This is a genomic window from Nostoc sp., assembly GCF_036919595.1.
Classification (GTDB): Bacteria; Cyanobacteriota; Cyanobacteriia; order Cyanobacteriales; family Nostocaceae; genus Nostoc.
This window is the reverse complement of record NZ_JBALCO010000042.1, coordinates 118,939-138,307: the sequence shown is the minus strand read 5'-3', so window position 1 is coordinate 138,307 and position 19,369 is coordinate 118,939. Positions and strand designations below refer to the sequence as shown.

The following is a 19,369-nucleotide window of genomic DNA, read 5'->3' as shown; positions in this document are numbered from 1 at the left end:
TTTTTGATCTTTTTCTTCTGGATTCATGCTTGAACACTACCATCTTTCTTCCCTCATGGGAATATTCCTGACATTCCTACCTGGGCAGTTACCTTTATTTTATAAACATGACTCGTAAAAACCAAATTTTGGGAAGCGCGGACTAGGGACATCGCCATGTTTAAGTGGTTTGATGCGATGCCTACGGCGGGCTACGCCTACGCGAATTAGTTTAAGCAGTGCTTTGGGAAGATTCTTCTGCCAAATATCGCAGTTAACCTAAGATAATTATTGGCGAGGAAAGTCGGTAGTCAGACAGATGCTGAAGCAGTCTAAATTCTTTTCTAAAATCAACTCTTCGTCACCGCCTTGTGAAACTACTCCCAAGCTGCTTGCGAGTAAACCGATAATTGGAAAATCGAAGGAATTAACACGTTAACGCAGTCCACTATTGGTATCACTGATTACGACGATTTAAGTTAATTACTATACAAGGTTAATGGGAACTCTATTAAACCGATTTTCAGTCCTAAATCAGAGATACTTAGGATGTGTCTTTGCTTTGTCTAAGGCCAAAACAGAGTTAAGATACCCGAAGTTTCCATAACTTTTTTATATAGTTGTCGCACTAATTGATCCCATGAACACTGCTGCCGCTGTTACCTTGATGCACCGTACTGTTTTATCAGTCATAGCAGTCCTCAGCCTGCTATCACCTGTGAATGCTCAGGTATCACAGTCACCAGGCACTACCAGCCAACCACAACCCATTGACCCCAATGATCCCAATAACCTTCGCCCCATAACCCAAAGTAGCAGTCTTTTGAGCATTGAAGGGGGCGATCGCCTCGTGAAAGAGGCAGAAAAAGCCGTTTCTGCTCAAAACTACCCCTTAGCTGCTAAGAAACTGCTAGAAGCACGTCAGGTTTATAATCAGCTATCTAATTTTTATCAAGAGTTAAACGCTAGCTTTTCGGGAATTGACAATAGAGTTTCTGATTCTCAGCGTCAAAAAGCTCTAGTAACAGCCCAAAAGCGAGATGAAGCGACCTTTCAGCTAGCATTGGTACATCGGGCACAAAATCAGCCAGAATTAGCTGTACCGTTGTTGATTCAAATAATTAAAAGTCAAAATCCGACGCGGGATTTAGGCAAGAAAGCCTATAAGCAGTTGTTTGAATTAGGTTTTGTAGATTCTCCCTATCCCAGAGAAGGTAGTGGTTCATTTTCCCCACCCCCAAAAAAATAAATTAAATTGGCGTTGCCTGTTTTTCCTCATCTCCCCCATCTTTCACATCCTTCTCTCCCTGAACAGCACCTTGGAACGCCCCAGTGCTAGGATAGGATTATCTGCCGTTTGTACCCAGCGTTCTCAAAAATCATACCTCAGAGGCAGTTTATCCCCAGCTGTGCTAAAACCTGAACTTGGCACAGGCATTTGCTCTATATCTGTTAATAATAGAAAAGTAAGTTTTTTCAGGAATAGCGATGATTAGTCCGCAGCAGGTTGAGGCAATGATCAAGGCGGAACTGCCAGACGCCCAGGTTCAGGTGCAAGACTTGACTGGTGGCGGTGACCACTATCAGGTAACAGTAGTTTCATCGCACTTTGCAGGTAAGGCACTCGTGCAGCAGCACCAGTTAGTTTATGGTGCTTTGGGGCAAGCTATGTCAACTGAAGCGATTCATGCCTTGGCAGTAAAAACATATACTCCCGAAGCTTGGCAAGCAACACCAGCTTCGTAAACATAGAGTTAGGAATTAGGAGTTAGGAGTTATGAATTTTTAACTTCTTACTCGTCATCGTTGAATGCAACATAGGAAACACAAATACCATGACGCCAGAACTCAAAGAGAAAATTGATAACTTGCTACAACAGAACAAGATTTTAGTTTTCATGAAGGGAAACAAGTTAATGCCCCAATGTGGTTTCTCCAACAACGTTGTGCAGATTCTCAATACCTTGGGAGTTCCCTTCGAGACAGTTGATGTTCTATCAGACTCTGAAATCCGTCAAGGAATTAAAGAATACTCTAACTGGCCGACAATTCCCCAAGTGTATATCAATGGTGAATTCCTTGGCGGTTCTGACATCTTGATTGAACTGTACCAAAAAGGTGAATTGCAGGAAAAGGTAGAAGTAGCACTAGCCTCGTAATATTTCTTTACGCAAACCTGAGTGTATGCTGCTGAATTTGTGCTTCGCAATCAAGGCAATGTGCCGTTTTTAATGTCCTTGAAAGGGGAGATACTATTTCTCTCCCCTTTCAAGGGTTTTTTAATAGGTTTTTCACAAAAATACTTGATCTATCTTGGAATTTATTTCAGGGCTAATCAAAAATCCCCTCAGTCGAATTGGCAAGACCAAGTTTAGGGCTGAGGGGATGCGTTTTCTGAATACAATATCTCCAAAATCTCACACCACGGCAGCCCATTGACGAATACAGATAATATGCTATAATTATCTGCGATAATTAACGGTTACTTTCAATGGCCAGGTAAATGGTACTTAGTAGTAATCGCGTTGTGGCAGTGGTTGTGGCACTGCAAAATTTGATCCATCGTACAAGTAGCGGCTGGCTTCCTCTTCTAAGCGATGAATCAGAAAAGGTTCAATGATGTTGCCATGTCGCAGTGCGGCTAGATATCCATCCAAATACATCCGCATATCATCCGTGCGATAACCGCGATTCCATAACTCGACGAAGGCGTCGGTGAGTCTTTGGTAATAGCGGATGGTTTGTGTGTCTTGGAGCATAACTGCTGTATTAATCTCTTTGGAATGAGAATTGTAAATGATTCACGCTCAAATGTGAACTGTAATTTCACTTTGGCATCAACTCAAAGTCAACACATCTACTTTGGGCAGTACCCTCATAGCAGCTACAAGCTACTTTAATCCTATTCCAGAAAACATTGATTCTGGTTATCTACTAAGTTATTTTTCTGATTTTCATACTTAACAGCCCGATTATATTGCTGTTATGTTCGTGGATGTGGGCACTAAATTTTTGCAAAAAAATCTTCTTTCACTATCAGGTTAAAAAGCTGTTGTAGTAACGGCTAGCTGGTTGGGTTATAGATATTTGCCACATTCCACCCATCTGAAAGCAGAATATTAAGCTAAAAGAACTTTTAATAAATTTAATAACACTTTCGATAAACTTAATAAAAATTTAATAATATTTCTAATCGCCTTTTGACAAGGCATAAATTAAAGATATTGCCACGCTTTTTATGAGGAAATGTAAAGCTAATAGCAATTGAAGTAACAAAGGCTACAAAACCTTAGAGATGGGCTTGTTACTTTGAAAGGCATCGACGCTAAGGGATCTTGCCACCGTGGGTTCGGTTTGTATAGAAATCATTGAGGGGAATCCCCATCTGAGGTCGTTGTTGGGTTGGCACTTGCAACAACTGGAATACCGTGTGCATCAAGCTGCCAGTATTTATCAAGCAAGGGAAGTATTTTTAAGCCATCAACCAACACTGGTAGTCTTGGATGCAGACCTGCCTGATGGTGACGGCATTGAGTTTTGTCGTTGGTTGCATCGTCAGCAGCAACCTCTTATTTTAATGTTATCTGCCCGTAATAGTGAAGGTGATATCGTCGCAGGTTTAAAGGCGGGTGCAGATGATTATCTGAGCAAACCTTTTGGGATGCAAGAGTTTTTGGCACGGGTAGAGGCACTGATTCGCCGGAAGCGTACACCTACTGCACCAGCTTATTTGGATTATGGCACTTTGCAAATCGATTTAGTTCAGCGCCGCGTCCGCTTCCAGGGGGAGTTCATCGACTTAACGCCCCAAGAATTCAGTTTGCTGTACGTTTTGGCACAAGCTGGGGGAGTGCCTCTGAGTAGGTCAGAATTGCTGCGTCGTGCTTGGCCTGACGCTATCGATAACCCTCGAACCATTGATACTCACGTTTTGTCGCTACGGAAAAAGGTTGAACTTGATCCCCGGCAACCCAACTTGATTCAAACTATCCGCAATGTAGGATACCGTTTTAACATGGAAATTTTGAATATCAATATTTCACAGTCACAAACAACAAAGTTAGTTAGAGAGAGATTTAGTAACCAACGTTCAACACTTAGTAGTAGTCAAGTGTAAATGGGCCAAACAGGGCAAACAGGGCATTGGGGTAAGGGGGAGCAAGAAAACGACTCCTGATTCCTGTTTCCTGACTCATCCAAAATTTAAAATCCAAAATCGTCTTGAGCTTTTGCTTTAATTAAGCTTTCTCGTAATTCAACCCAGTTTATCTCAAAGACTCTTTGATTTGCGAATAAATGACCTTGTTGCAGGTGTAATAACTGAGTGCAAAACATTTGGGCTAGTTCCAGTTGGTGATTTACCATCAGAATCGTGGTTTGATGAGTTTGACTCAACTGGGTTAAGACTTGCACTACATGAGAAGCTGTACCAGCATCTAGGGCAGAGGTTGGCTCATCTAATAATAATATTTTAGGCTGGATGACTAAGGCACGAGCGATCGCTATTAGTTGTCGTTGTCCAGCAGAAAGTTGTACCTCTGTTCGCCCTAACCATTCACTGGGAATGTGCAATTGTTCTATCCAGTGATTGACTCGTTGCTGAATTGTCTGTTTGGGCAAACCACGCAAAACTAAAGGATAAGCCAAAGCTTGCTGAACTGTCATCCCCAACAGCTTGGATTCTTGCAATACAAGTACAAGTATCTGGCGTAGTTGAATGACAGGAATTTGGCGATATTCTTGATTTTCTAGATACAGTTTACCATTCGTGGGTTCAATTAGGCGGTTGAGGAGGTGCAGTAACGAAGTTTTACCAGCGCCAACTGGGCCTACAATAGCAATGCGATCGCCCTGGAAAACTTCTAAGGAAATATCCTGCAATATGGAGTATCCCTGCTGATTACCGGGAAGTTGGGTTTTCAGCTTTGTAAACAGATTAACTTGCTCTAGCCTGAGTGTGGCTTTTGCTGTATTCAAGGGGAGTGGGGATTGGGGAACTCGGGCCCCTCTAAGGATAAGGGGCAATGGGGACTAGGAACTGGGGAAATGGGGGAGAAATTAGCAATACAACTCTTGGAGAGGCTGCACCCTAAGCGTATCTATGCCGCAGGCTCTACGGCTTTTTTCGGCAACTCTTGGAGACGCTGCGCGTAGCAAGATCCCCGTAGGGGTACGCTCAAGGCAAGCCGCTTAGGACAAGCTCAGTACAACTGCCCCATGCCCAATACCCTATTTTAAGTTAATTGTGCAGTAGTTAAGGCTGTAGCGATCGCCCAGCCATCGACCAATAGTAGCAGCAGTGTGAATCCCAGTAAAATCAAGTACATCCACGGCTGTGCTAAAGGGCGAACATCTGTGGTGTCAATGCCTGTCTTTGCTTGGACAATTTGGACGAAACGGGCAAATCCGGCTACACGCATTGGTAGTAAATAAGCTTTCTCATCCTGGCTGAGGAAGTAATAAACTAGCCCTCCTTGACCAGTGGTGCGGGGTTTTAACTCTTTCACCTCTGACCAAGCTAAAAACCAGCCTTTACGAAAAAAGCGAGGCACCCAAGCGGGGTAAATAACCTGAATTCCCTGGTCATCTACCATTACTTGTTCAGTCAATACAGCATACAAGGCAACTAAGCCGATGCTAATCCCTATCCACAACAATTTTGGGGGTACGGGTGCAGCTGTTACCTGTGATAAGAAGGGTAATGGGACTGTGAGTGCTATATATAGACTCAGCAGTGTTATCCGAATCAAAGGAGACAGACGAAAAACAGAGGCTGAGGTATTGGCTGAGTTTGCTGTCACGGCTCAATCACGATTATTGGCTTTAAATTCATACTAACTGGGAACCTGGCAAGCATTCAGGCAGATAAACACGAATACTTGTTGATGCTTTTATTTTCTTCATGCCAGTAGAGCTTCCAGAGAAACACTTTCTTTAAATTGCCCTGATGGTTCAATAGATTGTCATGCAAGCCACTTCCTAATCTAAAATTTAAAATCGGTTTAGGGTAAATACTTTTGCACTACAATCCAACCAGTCAGGGACACCCAAGCAAATCCGACAAACAGGATAATATTTACGCCGATGTGCAAGGGTCTAGCCCAAGGCCGTCTGGCACTAATTTGCGTAGCACTAAAAGCAGACAGTAAAACTAATGCTACCACTATCAATCCAGCGACCAAGTGTGACGAGTGCCCTAAAGAACCAAAGTGTCCCCAAGTGCCAACAATACCAATTAACAGAAGTAGCAGCACTAAACTTACCATGCTGATACCCATTGTATAGTGGAGCGATCGCACCCCTTTATTTCCACCCATAAATGGGGTAATAAAAGGGAATTGCTGCGAAGTTCTCGTCCGAAACATCCAAACGCCGGTGATTGTTAACATCAGATATGCCAGCAGGGACAACCCCATCGACCAGGCGGCTATTTTCCACAACCAAAGAAATGAAGGCAGATTCATAAGATTGATTGTAATTGAGAGTTGGGGAGCAGAGGGGAAGTTGTAGTAAGTATTTTTTCTCTGCCCCAATGCCCAATAAACAATAAATAATAAACAAAAAGGGTTGCTGAATTAGCAACCCTCAAATTAAGTAAAATTCTTTTTTTTAATCAACTGATGCTAAACCAAGGATTTGCAAGGGTTTTGTAGTATCTTCAATTTTTGTATTAATTTGCTGCACCATTAGTTTGGTATTAATAGGGTCTTTTCCATCTGATGAGTCTGTATCAAACTCATAAGCACTAGGTTCTTCGAGCATCAGGCGATCGCACGGAATCTTATCGGATAAAATTGCACTTGCCATCATCCCTGTATGAATCTCCATTTGACCTTTTTGCGGAGCTTCAAATACTAAACGTTGTCCAGGAAAAACAACCCTTTCAAAGTACCAGTTGGGAATATTGGAGATGCGAGCTACCTGTATTTTGCTCGTGGCATTAATGTAGCAGCAGAGAATTTTTCCCGATTGCTCAGGTGGTAGAGGATCTAATATTTGAGCCATAACTGCTGAGGAGCTTTACGCCACAATTTTACATTACACTTTCCAAGCCTAACATTGCCTGATCCCCAGTTGCTGTAGCTCCGACTACCAACTCAACTCTTTATAGATAATTTCTACCTAAAGATATACACAGGTTGTAAAAATTTTGTAGATATTTATGCTTTCATCTGCAATTTTACACTATGTGAACATTTTTAAGTTTTTAATCTCTGGCAAAAAAGTTTTAACTTCTTTAGGGCAGATAATTACAGGGTAGGTATAGCGAAGATCCCCTTAGCTTGAGCCTAGTCCAGGAGTGTTTTTTTGTGTTTTATATATCCCAGGCTTTTCCTGGGATCATCGCTTAATGAATGAACTCGATGTTATCGTAAAGCTATATGAAAAATGTCTTCATAAAGCCTCTCTTGATCCCCTGCATTTGGTATACAAAGCAATTTTATTGATTCCTGCATCTGTGAACAAAAGTTTTAATATCAGTATTTGGCTTCAATGTCAAGCAACTTTTAATAAATTAAGAGTAGCCAAAACAAAAACACGCCTTAAAACTGGAATTTATTTCGCTTTCCCCAAAGATTGGCAAGATGGAAGTCAAAACACCGATGATGGAAAATCGAATTCTTTACGTTCGCCTTCCTTGTAACCCTATCTTTCCCATTGGGGTTGTCTACCTGAGCGATCACGTCCACAAACAGTTTGCTAATATCGAACAGCGCATTTTTGATTTGGGAACAGTGCCACCTTTAGATTACACTTTTGCCTTGGATCGCTGTATCGATGAATTTAAACCGACACTGCTAGTATTTTCTTGGCGGGATATTCAAATTTATGCTCCAGTTGGTGGACGTGGTGGTAACCCACTGCAAAACGCTTTTGAATTTTACTATGCTAAAAATCCTCTTTTGAAACTACGCGGCGGATTGGGCGGTTTAAGAATCTTCATCGCTTATTATGTAGAGTTATGGCGTAATCAAGGTTTAATTAAGCGCGGTTTAAAGCGTGCCCAAAAATATAATTTTAATGCTCGTGTAGTTGTAGGTGGTGGTGCAGTCAGTGTGTTTTATCAACAGTTGGGTAAAAGCTTACCCCAAGGGACAATTATTTCTGTGGGTGAAGGGGAAACCCTGCTGGAAAAACTTTTAAGTGGCAGAGATTTTCGAGATGAACGCTGTTACATTGCAGGAGAAACTCAACCACGCAAACGACTAATTCATGAACAACCCACCCGACTAGAAAAAACAGCCTGTAACTACGACTATATCGAAAGTATTTGGCCGGAATTTAACTATTATCTGCAAGAGCAAGATTTTTATATAGGTGTACAAACTAAGCGTGGTTGTCCTCACAACTGTTGTTATTGCGTCTACACTGTCGTTGAAGGTAAACAAGTACGCATCAACCCAGCAGATCAAGTAGTTGCCGAGATACGCCAATTGTACGATCGCGGCATTCGCAACTTTTGGTTTACCGATGCCCAATTCATCCCAGCGAAAAAATTTATCGACGATGCAATTGAACTCTTGCAAAAAATTGTTGATTCTGGTATGACAGACATCCACTGGGCAGCATATATCAGAGCTGACAATTTGACACCCCAGTTGTGCGACTTGATGGCGAAAACCGGGATGAACTATTTTGAAATTGGAATTACCAGTGGTTCTCAAGAACTCGTGCGGAAAATGCGGATGGGGTATAACCTGCGAAACGTCTTGCAAAACTGCCGTGATTTAAAAGCAGCTGGTTTCAACGACTTAGTTTCCGTCAACTACTCCTTTAACGTCATTGATGAACGTCCTGAAACCATCCGCCAAACCATCGCCTACCACCGCGAACTAGAACGGATTTTTGGTGCTGATAAAGTCGAACCAGCCATCTTCTTTATTGGACTGCAACCCCATACCCATTTAGAAGAATATGCTTTCAAAGAAGGTATCCTCAAACCAGGGTATGATCCAATGAGTTTGATGCCGTGGACAGCCAAAAAACTCCTCTGGAATCCTGAACCCCTCGGTTCATTCTTCGGAGAAGTCTGCTTGCAAGCTTGGCAACAAAACCCCAACGATTTCGGACGTGAAGTGATGAAAATCTTAGAAGAAAAGCTGGGTTGTGCCGACTTAGAAGCAGCACTTACAGCACCATTAGAAACGAAAGAAAAACAGTTAGCGGGTGTATCCTAGAAAATACGAATTCTGAATTTCTCCCCTCTCTTCCTCTGTGTCGCGCCAGTTGCTACCCTGCGGGAACGCTAAAAGCGAACAAGTCGGGAAACCCGACGACACTTGCTTCAACGCGGGGAACCCGCGCAACGCAGTGTCTCCCCAACACACTGGCTTCTCTGTGCCTCTGCGGTTACTTTTACCAAATCCCATGTTAGAAGGTTCAATCTTACAACAGTTAGAAACAGCTCATCGCCATACCACCAGGCCAATTCGATTCGGTGTTTACTACAAAAATACCTTAGTTGCCCTGTGCCATGCTCTAGAAGACCATATCTTAACCGACGACGCTACACCCTTAGTTATCACAGCCTTCCAACAGGGCAAATGGTATCTACAAGAAGCTGAACGATATGCAGACATCGCCCAGCGCAGCCGCCAAATTGCCATCATGGCTGCCGCTGAATCTGGCTTTGCTGAACATCCTACCAGCCAGCTAGCCAATGTAGACTTAGTGGCATTAGATCCAATTGACCCAGTAGCGCAGGAGTGGCACTTAATTATTTTATCACCTAAGTACACAGCAATGGTAATTTGTCAAGAATTATCAGAGGCTGATTATGGTAGTGCTGGAGTACCGACATCAGACTTAGAACGTAAATTCTATGGCTTGTGGACATTTGAGCCAGAGTTAGTGCAAGACACAGCAGAAATAGCGATCGCTCACATCAGAAAATACAACCCAGAACTGGCGGATAAACTCACAGCTGATAAACAACAAATTGTACCGTCAATTGCCAGATCCCAAAATTTAGGTGCAGTTGTCTCCCGTGTAGTAGATTACCTCCAGACTGAGCAAGATAATTTATCCATACCAATAGCACTTCGCCAACAAACGTTAGATCGCAACTTGATTTCTAACGAAATCCAAGCCTTTTTGCGAATGGCGCAACTGATGGATATGGCAGATGTCAATAATCCAATGGCAGCTGCGGAAGTAGTAGTACTTGCTGAAGCGATCGCCCAGCTTTTGGATCTTCCTGCATGGCAAATTAAAAGGTTACGGTTAGCGGCTTTGTTGCATCGCATAGATCCATTACAGAAAGCAGAAAGTGTTCTCACTGGCGGTATATCTACACGTTACCAAGAAGATGCCCCCAGTTCTCCCTTAACTTGTCCCTTAGTACCGGGGGCGCAAGTATTGCGAACCATGCCACGACTACGAGCAGTTGCCCAAATTATCACTCACCAAACTGAGTGGTGGAATGGCACAGGGGAACCAGCAAGTTTAGCTGGAGATGAAATTCCCCTAGAGTCAAGAATTTTGGCATTATTGGCAGACTTTCAGTGGCGAGTCAATCAGCGAAAATTGTCAAATCAAAGCCAGGAACAGATATTTACTCAAGCTTTAGATGAGTGCAGACAGCAACAATCTACCCGCTTTGACCCTAAACTTGTAGATACCCTAGCTTTGTTAGTTATGGGTTTACAACAGGGACTAGACTTACCTGTAATCACACCCAAAGTCAGCGCCGGCATCTGGATACTTGATTCCCAATGGGATAGCCACAGCAAGATAAGTGAGGAGATTGGTAGTTACTTTACATGAATATTGAAGCCATTAAATTAGGAAAACTCAAACAACTTCCAGGGGCAAATTTAGAAGACGAGGAACTCTCCCGACTGGATTTAAGCCGGATTAATCTTGCTGGCGCTACCCTTGTCGGCACTAATTTCGCGGCTTCCAAACTCGAAGGTGGGCATTTGGAGGGGGCAAATTTGATGGGAGCTAACCTTCAAGAAACTGACTTGCGAGCGAGTTTGATGGGAGCAAACCTAATGCAAGCAGATTTAACAGGTGCTGACTTGCGGGGTAGTAACTTGCGCGGCGCTAACTTGATGGGAGCGAGACTCAGTGATGTATCATTGGCGGGTGCTTTCTTGAGTGGTGCCAATTTGATGAACGTGAACTTGCAAGGTGTAGATTTGCGCGGTGCTGACTTGCGCGGTGCAAACCTGACTGGAGCAAATCTCAAGGGTGCAGACTTGAGTCGCACTGATTTGCAAGGGACGTTGTTGAGTGAAGCAAACCTGGAAGAAGCTGACTTGCGGGGGGCGAATTTAGCGGGGGCGAATTTAACGGGGGCGAATTTGTTGTGTGCAGAGTTAGAAGGTGCAAATTTGAGCGGCGTTAATTTGGATAGGGCTTGTTTGGTGGGTACAGTAGTTGAGAGGCTGGCGTAAAGATTGCACCAAAAAGGGCAGTATTCTTGGCTATTGTTAAAATTTTCGCAGATGAAGCAGGTGAAAATTTGTGAGCCTAACTGTACCCAGTAGCAGTCCCTGTTAAGGAATCAAAGCATGACCGATGAAAGTCAATCAAACAACTCAGATGAAGAGGAGTTTGACCCGGTAACATATCCAAGGGATTGGTCAGCAGCAGAAACAGAGTTAGCCTGTTTTGCACTTGCCAGAAGCAAGGGTAAACGGTTGGTTACAGCAGAATTCAAGTATTTGAACCACATCTGTCGTAAGGGCACAGCATTGCTGTGCCCCTACCACGTGGTCTATTTACCTGAAAATAGCTGTAAAATCATCAACACCAAAAAACCACCTATGCCGATTATTTGTATTTTTGAGGACTACCCAGAATGACACCAGTCGCCGCACAAGTCTCAATCACGGCAATCATTCCCATGTTGACCGCTATCAGAAATCGGCACTGGGAACAGTTCAAAGAACTAGAGGCAGATTTTCTATCCCAGTATGGAATAGAGGTTTGGCAAGAGGTTTTTAATTTTCGTCTCAAGCCAGTACTGGATAAAGATTCTGATAGATGGCTACTAATCCAGTGGTGTGGTGAGGGAATTATCTCAGTCAAAAATGTGGCGTAGGTGCGAGCGCAAGGTAAATCATAGCGATCATTTTTATTCCCATCATGCTGATTTAGGAAACGCATCTTCGGCAGAGGAAATCGATGCACTTCGTAGTGAAGAATAGGCGACGATAAATTTGGAAAACGCTGACTGAACAGTTCCGAAGCTACTACAAAAATTTCTCAATATATTCTTGTGGGAAAATTTCCCTTCCTAATACCAACGCTTCTTGCCTTTCCTCATCTGTCATATAATCATCTCCCTTGAGTCCCTTTGGGGTGCGTCGAGGATTTCCTCCTGCATCTAAATATCGCTGACGGGCGATCGCAAATAGTTCTAATATTCTTTGTGCTTGCTGCTGTTTAATGGTGTTAGATTGAATCATCGTTTTTATTCCCATCCAAAGGTCACTACTTCGCCGTTTCGTAGTATCGTTGCCAAGGGTAAAATAGTGCTAGGAGTTTGAATGTGCCAATACCCTGTGTCTTCATCATATAATCTCCAAACAAGTAAATTTAGAGTTTCTAAGGCATTTATTACCAAGTATTGCTCTTCTGTGGGTCCCACAAGTAATGAGTGTGTATATAAGCCAACGCTCATCTTATCAGAGGGGCGATCGCTCAGCTCGCCCTCGTATCCAAAAAGCTAGTACACTCATTAACAACACCCCCATCACTCCCTGTAAGGGATTATTATTCACACCAGTTACCCAATCAGGAACTTGACCAGAATATTTTACTAATTTCCCAACATTAATAATGTAGTAGCCCCAGACTAAACCACCATGTAAACCAATTGGTAAACCCAAGCGTCCCCTCCGCCAACGCTTTCCCCATACTTGCGTTAACCCCAGCAGTACTAAAGCTGGAAATTGCGGCAATGTATGAATAATTGCCTCCAAGGGTTTAATAAAGTGCAATGTCGCAAACGCAGTTGCATCTGTACACAGTGCTACACGCGGACTGTAATCTCGTTGTAATTCGTCTAGCAACCAGCCTCGGAATAACAATTCCTCAGCAAATCCAATACCTAAGCCAACAAGTAAACCTTCTAAAATAACTTTCAGCAAAAAAACTTTCGGTTGTTGCCACACTAACCAACCCAACAAACTTTCTACCCCAAAAAGTATCAGAATATTAATTATCCCTATAGCCAAGCCACGCACTAAATCCACACCGTTTTGTCGCGTGAATTCTAAACCATAATGCCGTAGAATTTGGGGCTGCTGGTAGACATATTTGCCCCATAGTCTTAAAAGAAAAATAAATACTGCATATAACAATACCAATGTCAATATACTTTCTAAGTTTGAATCATGCACTAGTAAGTATATTGGTGCAGCTAAGGGCAACCATAGCAGCAATAAAGTCACAATAAAAGAACCCAGCCTAATGGGGGCAGGGCGTTCAGCTAGACGGACAAGGTTTTTTTTCATACTAAATAGGTCAATAATCAGCAGTCAATACTCCAGATTATGACTCTTGATTATTGACCAATGACTATTCGTCAGGTTCAATCGTGCTACTTAAACCGTGACTTTTCAATGTTTCGCTATAGAACTCAGCGTGTTCCAGAGCGCAAGTAATGACTAAAGCTAGCCCGTTAGTGTGGGCTTCCATCATGATGCTAACAGCCTGGGGTTGGGTAAGGCTTGGCACAGTGGCTATTAGTGACTGCACAACATGCTCCATAGAATTGTAGTCGTCGTTATGGAGCAAAACGCGATACCGAGGCGCAAGCTTGCGGGATGTGGAACGCTTTTCAATGGTTTCAACTGACACGGATCTTTGCTCTTTTCTCGTTAATTCACTACAAAAAAATCTCTGTCTTGCGATCGCTTAACAGTTATTTACCTATTCTATAGTATTTCTGTTCAGATACTATGCTAGGAAAACCCTTTACTGCCAAGGATTGGTCGTATTAGCTTTGCGTAGCCACAAGTGAAGCAGATGTCTTAGACATCGTTGCCGTCACAGTGCTAACCTAATGTTACATAAGCTTCCTTAAACGTAGCGCATTTTCACTTTTAAAATTAAGGAAGTTGCAAAATAATCCTTGCCCCTGCCCAAACTGCGTAATGATGGACATTAGCCTAGATTTTCTTCAACCAGGACAAATTGTGTCTTTAGAGCATGGCGACAGGAATCTGTATGCAGAAGTCATTCAATTTATAGTTTCCCGCCAGTTGTGCTGGGTGCGTCCTTTATTAATGGTTACTTTGATTCAAGAATCGCCGCTAATTACCGATTTGCGAGATGCGTCTGACCTGCTTTGGCCTGCCAATTTATTTCGACCAGCACTAGATACAGAAGTAATTACCTTCTTGAGCCAAGTTTTAGCAAAAGAACCAAAAACTGAACCTGATTTAGGTGCCAAGCAACAACTCAATCAGTTTATTCACCAACTTTGGCAAGCATATCAATAGGCATTGGTCAAACAGGGCATTAGGTCTTCCTTGTCCCCCTTATCTCCATTAGGAGTAACGGATGCCAGTATATTTCATCCGTTCTAATTCCTTTTTGCAACCACTTATCACTAATAGTTAAAGCAATTCGGAAAAAGCTTTCTCCAGATGCACAGTAACCACTACCTTGATACAAAATAATACCAGATTGGTCAAGTAGCAAATTTAGAAATTCTGCTAAGGAATATCCTGGGGAACAGGTGTCCAGACGTAAAGCGTAGTTTTCGGAGGCTAAATCGGCCAACCTAGAGATTGCAGCCCATTAACAATAATATCACGGCGATTTTGGGAAACCAACATTATGGCTTTGAATTTTGCTTCAGTGGTAGGAGAATAAGCTGCGATCGCACATGCTTCAATTACCTTAAATACCCCAGAATCAACGTTAGTTTTTACCTGTGCCAAGCCTTTAATACCAACAACACAACCAACTCGCCAGCCTGGCAAAACTTGTTTCATCTATTTTAAAGTTTTATTGCTTCAGTCTTAATCAAATTCACTTGACAAAGGCAAGAAACCTCTATGCCTAAGCAATTAGGAATATCCGAAGCTAGGAACCAACTGAATTCTCCCAGCATCCATCTCTGCCATTAATAATTCTAGAGCTTCGTAATCAACATCAGAAATATAACCCAGTTCCGTCAATTCTGAGTTGATTTCATTTTCTATCTCAGGAGTTAGTTTTTTAATGTCAAGAGCTTTTTCTACTAATTTACGAATAGCGTACTTAGTTCTCATAAGTAATAATCCATCTGTATATGATACTAATTATTCCAGAGACATCTCAGTATAAAGAGTGATCCAAATACTGCTTTATTATTGATCTAGATCACAATTTAATTAGTTAGATAGATGATAATTCGCTATGACTATGCTGTACACGATCAGCAACGCTAAAGCGGAAGATTTAACTTACCGTTAAAACTTGGCTAAATTAGCTTGAGTTATATATCAATACGATTTGATTTTTGAAAAAATTTAAGTAGATGTAGGGGAGCCAGCCGTCTGAGCGGGTTTTCCGACTTGAGCGGACTGGCGTTGTGTTGTCGCCCTTGAGTACGGCACTAAAACCTTCGGGAAGTGCCTTACACTTTGGTAACGCAACGCCAGTTGCTTTACTTGGGAAACCCCTCTGAGCGCTGGCTCCCTTACGTAAATTTCAAAATCAAATATGAGTCCTATAGACTAAGTAAGTTTTCTCAGCATAGTTACGGATGATTTCTCTGTTCTAAGGCTGTCTATGTTGATTGTTTTTGAACTGGGATAAAAAAAAAGTATATATAAACACATTTCAAACTGGAATTATGACAATCTTTAAACAGAGATACTAAAGCAATAAAGATTCAGCAAAGAGACCTAAGACGTATGGTCGATGCAACAAAAAAAAGTTTATGTTCAAATAATTCTCAGCTTGACGCTTTAATAACTCTCAATAGGATGTAACTATGCAGGCAGTGCTTCACTATCCCAAGATCGCAGTTATTAGTCCCCAAGGCTGTTTGAATGCTGCAAACGCCTTGGAATTTGAACGAGATATGACCACAGCGTTGGCACAAAATGGTATTTCCATCTTGGTGGTAGACCTAGCAGCAGTAGAATCGTTAGACAGTGCGGGGTTGATGGCATTGTTATCTACACACAAGCTGGCTCTTAGTTTAGGACGGAGTTTCCGACTTTGCACTGTTGCTCCGTCAATTAAAATTATTTTTGAACTGACGCAACTCGATAGGGTGTTTGAAATATTGGACGGTGAAGCGGAGTTTGTTGCAAGATAACTTTATGTAAAAGCAGAAAAGTTTGCGTAAAGTCTGGACTTTATGTAAAGGAGTTATAAGTTGCAACGATAAACTATGTTATAAGACCTAATTAAATGCTAAGGTTGGGGTTGAGTAGCTGTAATTAAGGTAGCTAGAAGATAGCACAGTGGCTGTTGCAGTTGAAAAATTAATAACATCGGATATTTTAAAACCTGGGCGTTACCTGGGTAATGAGCGTTTAGCAGTACACAAAGCTTGGGATACGACAGCAATACGCTGGGTTTTAACCTACCCAGAAGTCTATGAAGTCGGTGCATCCAATTTAGGGCACATTATCCTATATAACATCTTGAATGCCCAACCGCGTCAATTGTGCGATCGCGCTTATCTCCCAGGACAAGACCTGGCAGCCAAACTACGCGAAACTAATACGCCATTATTTGCGGTAGAGTCAAAGCGATCGCTCACAGAATTCGACATTTTAGGCTTTAGCCTCAGTTACGAACTGGGTGCAACTAATATCTTAGAAATGTTGGATTTGGCTGGAATTCCCTTGACGTGGCGAGAGAGGCAGGGGAACAGAGGAGAATTTACTAATCTCCAGTCTCCATTTCCGTTGATTTTTGCTGGTGGGCAAACAGCGACATCGAATCCTGAGCCTTACGCTGACTTCTTCGACTTTTTCGCCCTTGGAGACGGAGAAGAACTGCTACCAGAAATTGGTTTGGTGTTGGAGGAAGGCAAACAAGCAGGATTGAGTCGGGAACATCTGTTAATGGATTTGGCACAGATACCAGGCGTATATGTCCCTCAGTTTTATGACATGGCCGAGGATGGCTCGGTTCATCCTCGTCGCCCAGACGTGCCAAAACGAATTTTGCGACGGGTTGCAACTCCTATACCAGCATATTCCATTGGGTTAGTTCCCTACGTAGAAACGGTGCATGACCGCTTGACCATTGAGATTCGGCGTGGTTGCACTCGTGGCTGTCGCTTCTGTCAACCAGGAATGCTGACTCGACCAGCACGGGATGTAGAACCCGATAAGGTGGTAGAAGCGATTGAACAGGGGATGCAGGCAACTGGTTACAATGAGTTTTCCCTACTATCTCTGAGTTGTTCTGATTATTTGTCCCTACCAGCAGTGGGAATGGAAATCAAAAATCGCTTAAAAAATGAAAACATTTCTCTGACTCTACCAAGCCAACGGGTAGACAGATTTGATGAGAATATCGCCAACATCCTTGGAGGTACACGGCAAGGTGGACTGACTTTTGCTCCAGAAGCTGGAACTCAGCGGATGCGAGACATCGTAAATAAGGGTTTGACAAATGAAGAACTGTTGCGGGGGGTGAAAACGGCTTGGGAGCAAGGCTGGGATAAAATCAAGTTGTATTTTATGATTGGCTTACCGGGTGAGACGGATGTTGACGTTTTGGGCATTGCGGAAACAATAAGCTGGCTACAACGAGAATGTCGGGGCTTGGGCAGAAAACCCCTAAACTTTAACCTGACGATTTCTAACTTTACGCCCAAGCCCCATACACCATTCCAGTGGCACTCAGTTTCTACTACTGAATTTAAGCGTAAACAAAACCTGCTGCGACAAGAATTCCGCCGAATAAAGGGAGTAAAGGTAAATTTTACCGACGTCCGCATTTCCGCAATGGAAGATTTTGTGGGACGAGGCGATCGCAGTTTGGGCAAAGTAGTGCGCCGTGCCTGGGAATTGGGTGCAGGGATGGATTCCTGGTATGAAAATTTAGATCAGGCTTTTAGTGCTTGGGGGTCTGCGATCGCCCAAGCAGGTCTAGATTGGAAATACCGCCAAGTAGAAAATGGCGAATGGAATTTGTTTCACGCACAAGATCAGAAGAGATCAAAAGATGTGGAAAATACCCAATTCCTCACTCCTGTACAGACGCGATTAATGAGCCAGCGCGTTGCGGGGGTTCCCACGCCACTTGCTCCACTTGGGGAAACCCCATCGCCCTTGGCGTCTCCCCTTGGGAGAAGACCGCAGTGGCTCCCCGTTGTAGCGACTGGCGTCGCGTCTCTCCCCACTCCCCACTCCCTCGATACTCCCCTGCCTTGGGATCATATTGATACCGGGATTGACAAAAAGTGGCTCAAAGAAGACTTGCAACGCGCCTTAGAAGCTGCAATTGTACCCGACTGCTCTTTTGAAGGTTGTTCTCACTGTGGCGTCTGTGGCACCGACTTTGGGCATAACGTCGTGATTAAACCACCTGCTATCCCAAAATTCACTGGCGAGTTTGTCCCCAACACAACTAAGGCACAACGACTGCGAGTTTGGTTTGGGAAACAGGGTAATATGGCTTTGGTAAGCCACCTGGATTTAATCCGTTTGTTTGACCGAGTTGTGCGGCGAGCAGGCTTGCCAATTGCTTTCACTGGTGGGTTTCATCCAATGCCGCGAATTTCTTTAGCAGCTGCTTTGGCTCTAGGGGCTACTAGTAGTGGTGAAATTGCGGATTTTGAATTAACTGTGCCAGTGGCAGTTGATAGTTTTCGAGAACAGTTAGTTCGGGAAATGCCCACAGACATACCTATATATAATGTGGCGCAGATAGATTTAAAAACTCCGGCAGCTACCCAACTGCTAGAGACCGCAGAATATTTAATTACCGTAGCAGCACTTGAAGAAGTAACACTTATACAATGGCAAGAATGGATTGATACCATCAAAGCAAAAGACGATCTCTGGTACGAGCATACAACAAAGTCAGGCAAGAGCCAGTTAATAAATCTGCGCGATCGCTTATTTGAACTGGAATTAGTAGAAAACTACAAGTGCATTGCAGAATCTATATCTGTTATCCGTTATCTAGGTAGCTATCGCCAAGATGGTTTTCTATTGCGTCCTGAACAAATTCTGTTTATGCTAGGGATAATGGCTAGTAGAGAATTTCAACTCCTGCACATCCACCGCAATCGGCTAATTTTAAGGGTATAATCCCTGTAGGGCAGCTTGCTAGTAGTTGTCCTAACATGGCAGCTCGTCGGAATTGATTTTTAGTAAGGTTGCGTTAGAATGGGGTGAAGAGAAATTTTCTGGCGCTGCATTGAATTAGCTGGTTCACTACCCTGGTGTTCAGGGGGCGAAAGCAAAGA

At 43.1% G+C, this 19,369-nt stretch carries 24 protein-coding genes; 13 read left to right on the top strand and 11 right to left on the bottom strand.

Annotated elements, in window-relative coordinates; translation table 11 throughout:
* Positions 1-619 precede the first annotated feature (619 nt).
* The 3 genes from V7K21_RS06095 (at position 620) to grxD (ending at position 2,138) form a co-directional block, all read left to right on the top strand.
* A complete protein-coding gene (locus V7K21_RS06095; RefSeq protein WP_335172449.1) occupies positions 620-1,228 on the top strand; it encodes a hypothetical protein in 609 nt (202 codons plus the stop codon).
* Between the two features lie 239 nt (positions 1,229-1,467).
* On the top strand, positions 1,468-1,725 hold the full coding sequence (locus tag V7K21_RS06090; protein WP_335172447.1) for a BolA family protein: 258 nt from the start codon (positions 1,468-1,470) through the stop codon (positions 1,723-1,725).
* Between the two features lie 89 nt (positions 1,726-1,814).
* Positions 1,815-2,138 carry a Grx4 family monothiol glutaredoxin gene (gene grxD / locus V7K21_RS06085; RefSeq protein WP_298918833.1) on the top strand — a complete coding sequence of 108 codons (324 nt, stop codon included), beginning with the start codon at positions 1,815-1,817 and terminating at the stop codon, positions 2,136-2,138.
* Positions 2,139-2,489: 351 nt separating this feature from the next.
* On the opposite strand, the gene V7K21_RS06080 is transcribed toward grxD, so the two are convergent.
* Positions 2,490-2,738: a DUF6761 family protein gene (locus tag V7K21_RS06080; RefSeq protein ID WP_335111546.1), complete on the bottom strand. Its 249-nt coding sequence runs from the start codon at positions 2,736-2,738 to the stop codon at positions 2,490-2,492.
* 584 nt (positions 2,739-3,322) lie between these two features.
* Between V7K21_RS06080 and V7K21_RS06075 the strand changes: the two genes are divergently transcribed.
* Positions 3,323-4,096, top strand: a complete 774-nt coding sequence (locus V7K21_RS06075) for a response regulator transcription factor (protein ID WP_273763788.1) — start codon at positions 3,323-3,325, stop codon at positions 4,094-4,096.
* Positions 4,097-4,182: 86 nt separating this feature from the next.
* Here V7K21_RS06075 and V7K21_RS06070 read toward each other — a convergent pair whose 3' ends face one another.
* The 4 genes from V7K21_RS06070 to V7K21_RS06055 all read right to left on the bottom strand — a co-directional run bounded on the left by V7K21_RS06070 (position 4,183) and on the right by V7K21_RS06055 (position 6,984).
* Positions 4,183-4,956: an ABC transporter ATP-binding protein gene (locus V7K21_RS06070; RefSeq protein WP_335172445.1), complete on the bottom strand. Its 774-nt coding sequence runs from the start codon at positions 4,954-4,956 to the stop codon at positions 4,183-4,185.
* A gap of 257 nt (positions 4,957-5,213) precedes the next feature.
* The gene (locus V7K21_RS06065) at positions 5,214-5,780 is read right to left on the bottom strand and encodes a hypothetical protein (protein ID WP_335172443.1); all 567 of its coding nucleotides are present in this window, start codon (positions 5,778-5,780) and stop codon (positions 5,214-5,216) included.
* A 201-nt stretch (positions 5,781-5,981) separates the two neighbouring features.
* Positions 5,982-6,443, bottom strand: a complete 462-nt coding sequence (locus tag V7K21_RS06060) for a DUF4079 domain-containing protein (protein WP_335172441.1) — start codon at positions 6,441-6,443, stop codon at positions 5,982-5,984.
* A 145-nt stretch (positions 6,444-6,588) separates the two neighbouring features.
* A complete protein-coding gene (locus V7K21_RS06055) occupies positions 6,589-6,984 on the bottom strand; it encodes a DUF1830 domain-containing protein (protein ID WP_335172439.1) in 396 nt (131 codons plus the stop codon).
* A 346-nt stretch (positions 6,985-7,330) separates the two neighbouring features.
* On the opposite strand from V7K21_RS06055, the gene V7K21_RS06050 reads away from it, so the two are divergent.
* The 6 genes from V7K21_RS06050 to V7K21_RS06025 all read left to right on the top strand — a co-directional run bounded on the left by V7K21_RS06050 (position 7,331) and on the right by V7K21_RS06025 (position 12,031).
* On the top strand, positions 7,331-7,624 hold the full coding sequence (locus tag V7K21_RS06050) for a hypothetical protein (protein ID WP_335172437.1): 294 nt from the start codon (positions 7,331-7,333) through the stop codon (positions 7,622-7,624).
* Positions 7,566-9,158 carry a photosystem II high light acclimation radical SAM protein gene (locus V7K21_RS06045; protein WP_335172435.1) on the top strand — a complete coding sequence of 531 codons (1,593 nt, stop codon included), beginning with the start codon at positions 7,566-7,568 and terminating at the stop codon, positions 9,156-9,158. Before V7K21_RS06050 ends, V7K21_RS06045 begins: the two co-directional genes overlap by 59 nt.
* A gap of 190 nt (positions 9,159-9,348) precedes the next feature.
* Positions 9,349-10,746, top strand: a complete 1,398-nt coding sequence (locus V7K21_RS06040) for a DICT sensory domain-containing protein (RefSeq protein ID WP_335172463.1) — start codon at positions 9,349-9,351, stop codon at positions 10,744-10,746.
* Positions 10,743-11,381: a pentapeptide repeat-containing protein gene (locus V7K21_RS06035; protein WP_335172433.1), complete on the top strand. Its 639-nt coding sequence runs from the start codon at positions 10,743-10,745 to the stop codon at positions 11,379-11,381. The genes V7K21_RS06040 and V7K21_RS06035 overlap by 4 nt, the downstream gene beginning before the upstream one ends.
* 117 nt (positions 11,382-11,498) lie before the next feature.
* Entirely contained in the window at positions 11,499-11,792 is a 294-nt protein-coding gene (locus tag V7K21_RS06030) for a hypothetical protein (RefSeq protein ID WP_335172431.1), read from the top strand.
* Positions 11,789-12,031 (top strand): hypothetical protein, encoded by a 243-nt coding sequence (locus tag V7K21_RS06025; RefSeq protein ID WP_335172429.1) that lies wholly within the window; start codon positions 11,789-11,791, stop codon positions 12,029-12,031. The genes V7K21_RS06030 and V7K21_RS06025 overlap by 4 nt, the downstream gene beginning before the upstream one ends.
* 151 nt (positions 12,032-12,182) lie before the next feature.
* Here the strand turns inward: V7K21_RS06025 and V7K21_RS06020 are convergent, their stop codons facing one another.
* From V7K21_RS06020 to clpS, 4 genes are all read right to left on the bottom strand, one after another.
* Positions 12,183-12,398, bottom strand: a complete 216-nt coding sequence (locus V7K21_RS06020; RefSeq protein WP_335172427.1) for a hypothetical protein — start codon at positions 12,396-12,398, stop codon at positions 12,183-12,185.
* 5 nt (positions 12,399-12,403) lie between these two features.
* A complete protein-coding gene (locus V7K21_RS06015; RefSeq protein WP_335172425.1) occupies positions 12,404-12,580 on the bottom strand; it encodes a hypothetical protein in 177 nt (58 codons plus the stop codon).
* A 37-nt stretch (positions 12,581-12,617) separates the two neighbouring features.
* The gene (locus V7K21_RS06010; RefSeq protein WP_335172423.1) at positions 12,618-13,448 is read right to left on the bottom strand and encodes a CPBP family intramembrane glutamic endopeptidase; all 831 of its coding nucleotides are present in this window, start codon (positions 13,446-13,448) and stop codon (positions 12,618-12,620) included.
* A gap of 64 nt (positions 13,449-13,512) precedes the next feature.
* A complete protein-coding gene (gene clpS, locus V7K21_RS06005; protein ID WP_273763800.1) occupies positions 13,513-13,794 on the bottom strand; it encodes an ATP-dependent Clp protease adapter ClpS in 282 nt (93 codons plus the stop codon).
* 299 nt (positions 13,795-14,093) lie between these two features.
* On the opposite strand from clpS, the gene V7K21_RS06000 reads away from it, so the two are divergent.
* On the top strand, positions 14,094-14,438 hold the full coding sequence (locus V7K21_RS06000) for a hypothetical protein (RefSeq protein WP_273769628.1): 345 nt from the start codon (positions 14,094-14,096) through the stop codon (positions 14,436-14,438).
* 270 nt (positions 14,439-14,708) lie between these two features.
* Here the strand turns inward: V7K21_RS06000 and V7K21_RS05995 are convergent, their stop codons facing one another.
* Both V7K21_RS05995 and V7K21_RS05990 read right to left on the bottom strand, forming a co-directional pair.
* Positions 14,709-14,936, bottom strand: coding sequence for a hypothetical protein (locus V7K21_RS05995; RefSeq protein ID WP_335172421.1), 228 nt, complete (start codon positions 14,934-14,936; stop codon positions 14,709-14,711).
* 75 nt (positions 14,937-15,011) lie between these two features.
* Complete coding sequence (locus tag V7K21_RS05990) at positions 15,012-15,215, bottom strand: hypothetical protein (protein WP_273763802.1); 204 nt, start codon at positions 15,213-15,215, stop codon at positions 15,012-15,014.
* 707 nt (positions 15,216-15,922) lie between these two features.
* Here V7K21_RS05990 and V7K21_RS05985 point away from each other — a divergent pair.
* On the top strand, positions 15,923-16,252 hold the full coding sequence (locus V7K21_RS05985) for an STAS domain-containing protein (protein ID WP_335172419.1): 330 nt from the start codon (positions 15,923-15,925) through the stop codon (positions 16,250-16,252).
* A gap of 148 nt (positions 16,253-16,400) precedes the next feature.
* Positions 16,401-19,211 (top strand): TIGR03960 family B12-binding radical SAM protein, encoded by a 2,811-nt coding sequence (locus V7K21_RS05980; RefSeq protein ID WP_335172417.1) that lies wholly within the window; start codon positions 16,401-16,403, stop codon positions 19,209-19,211.
* Positions 19,212-19,369: the final 158 nt, after the last annotated feature.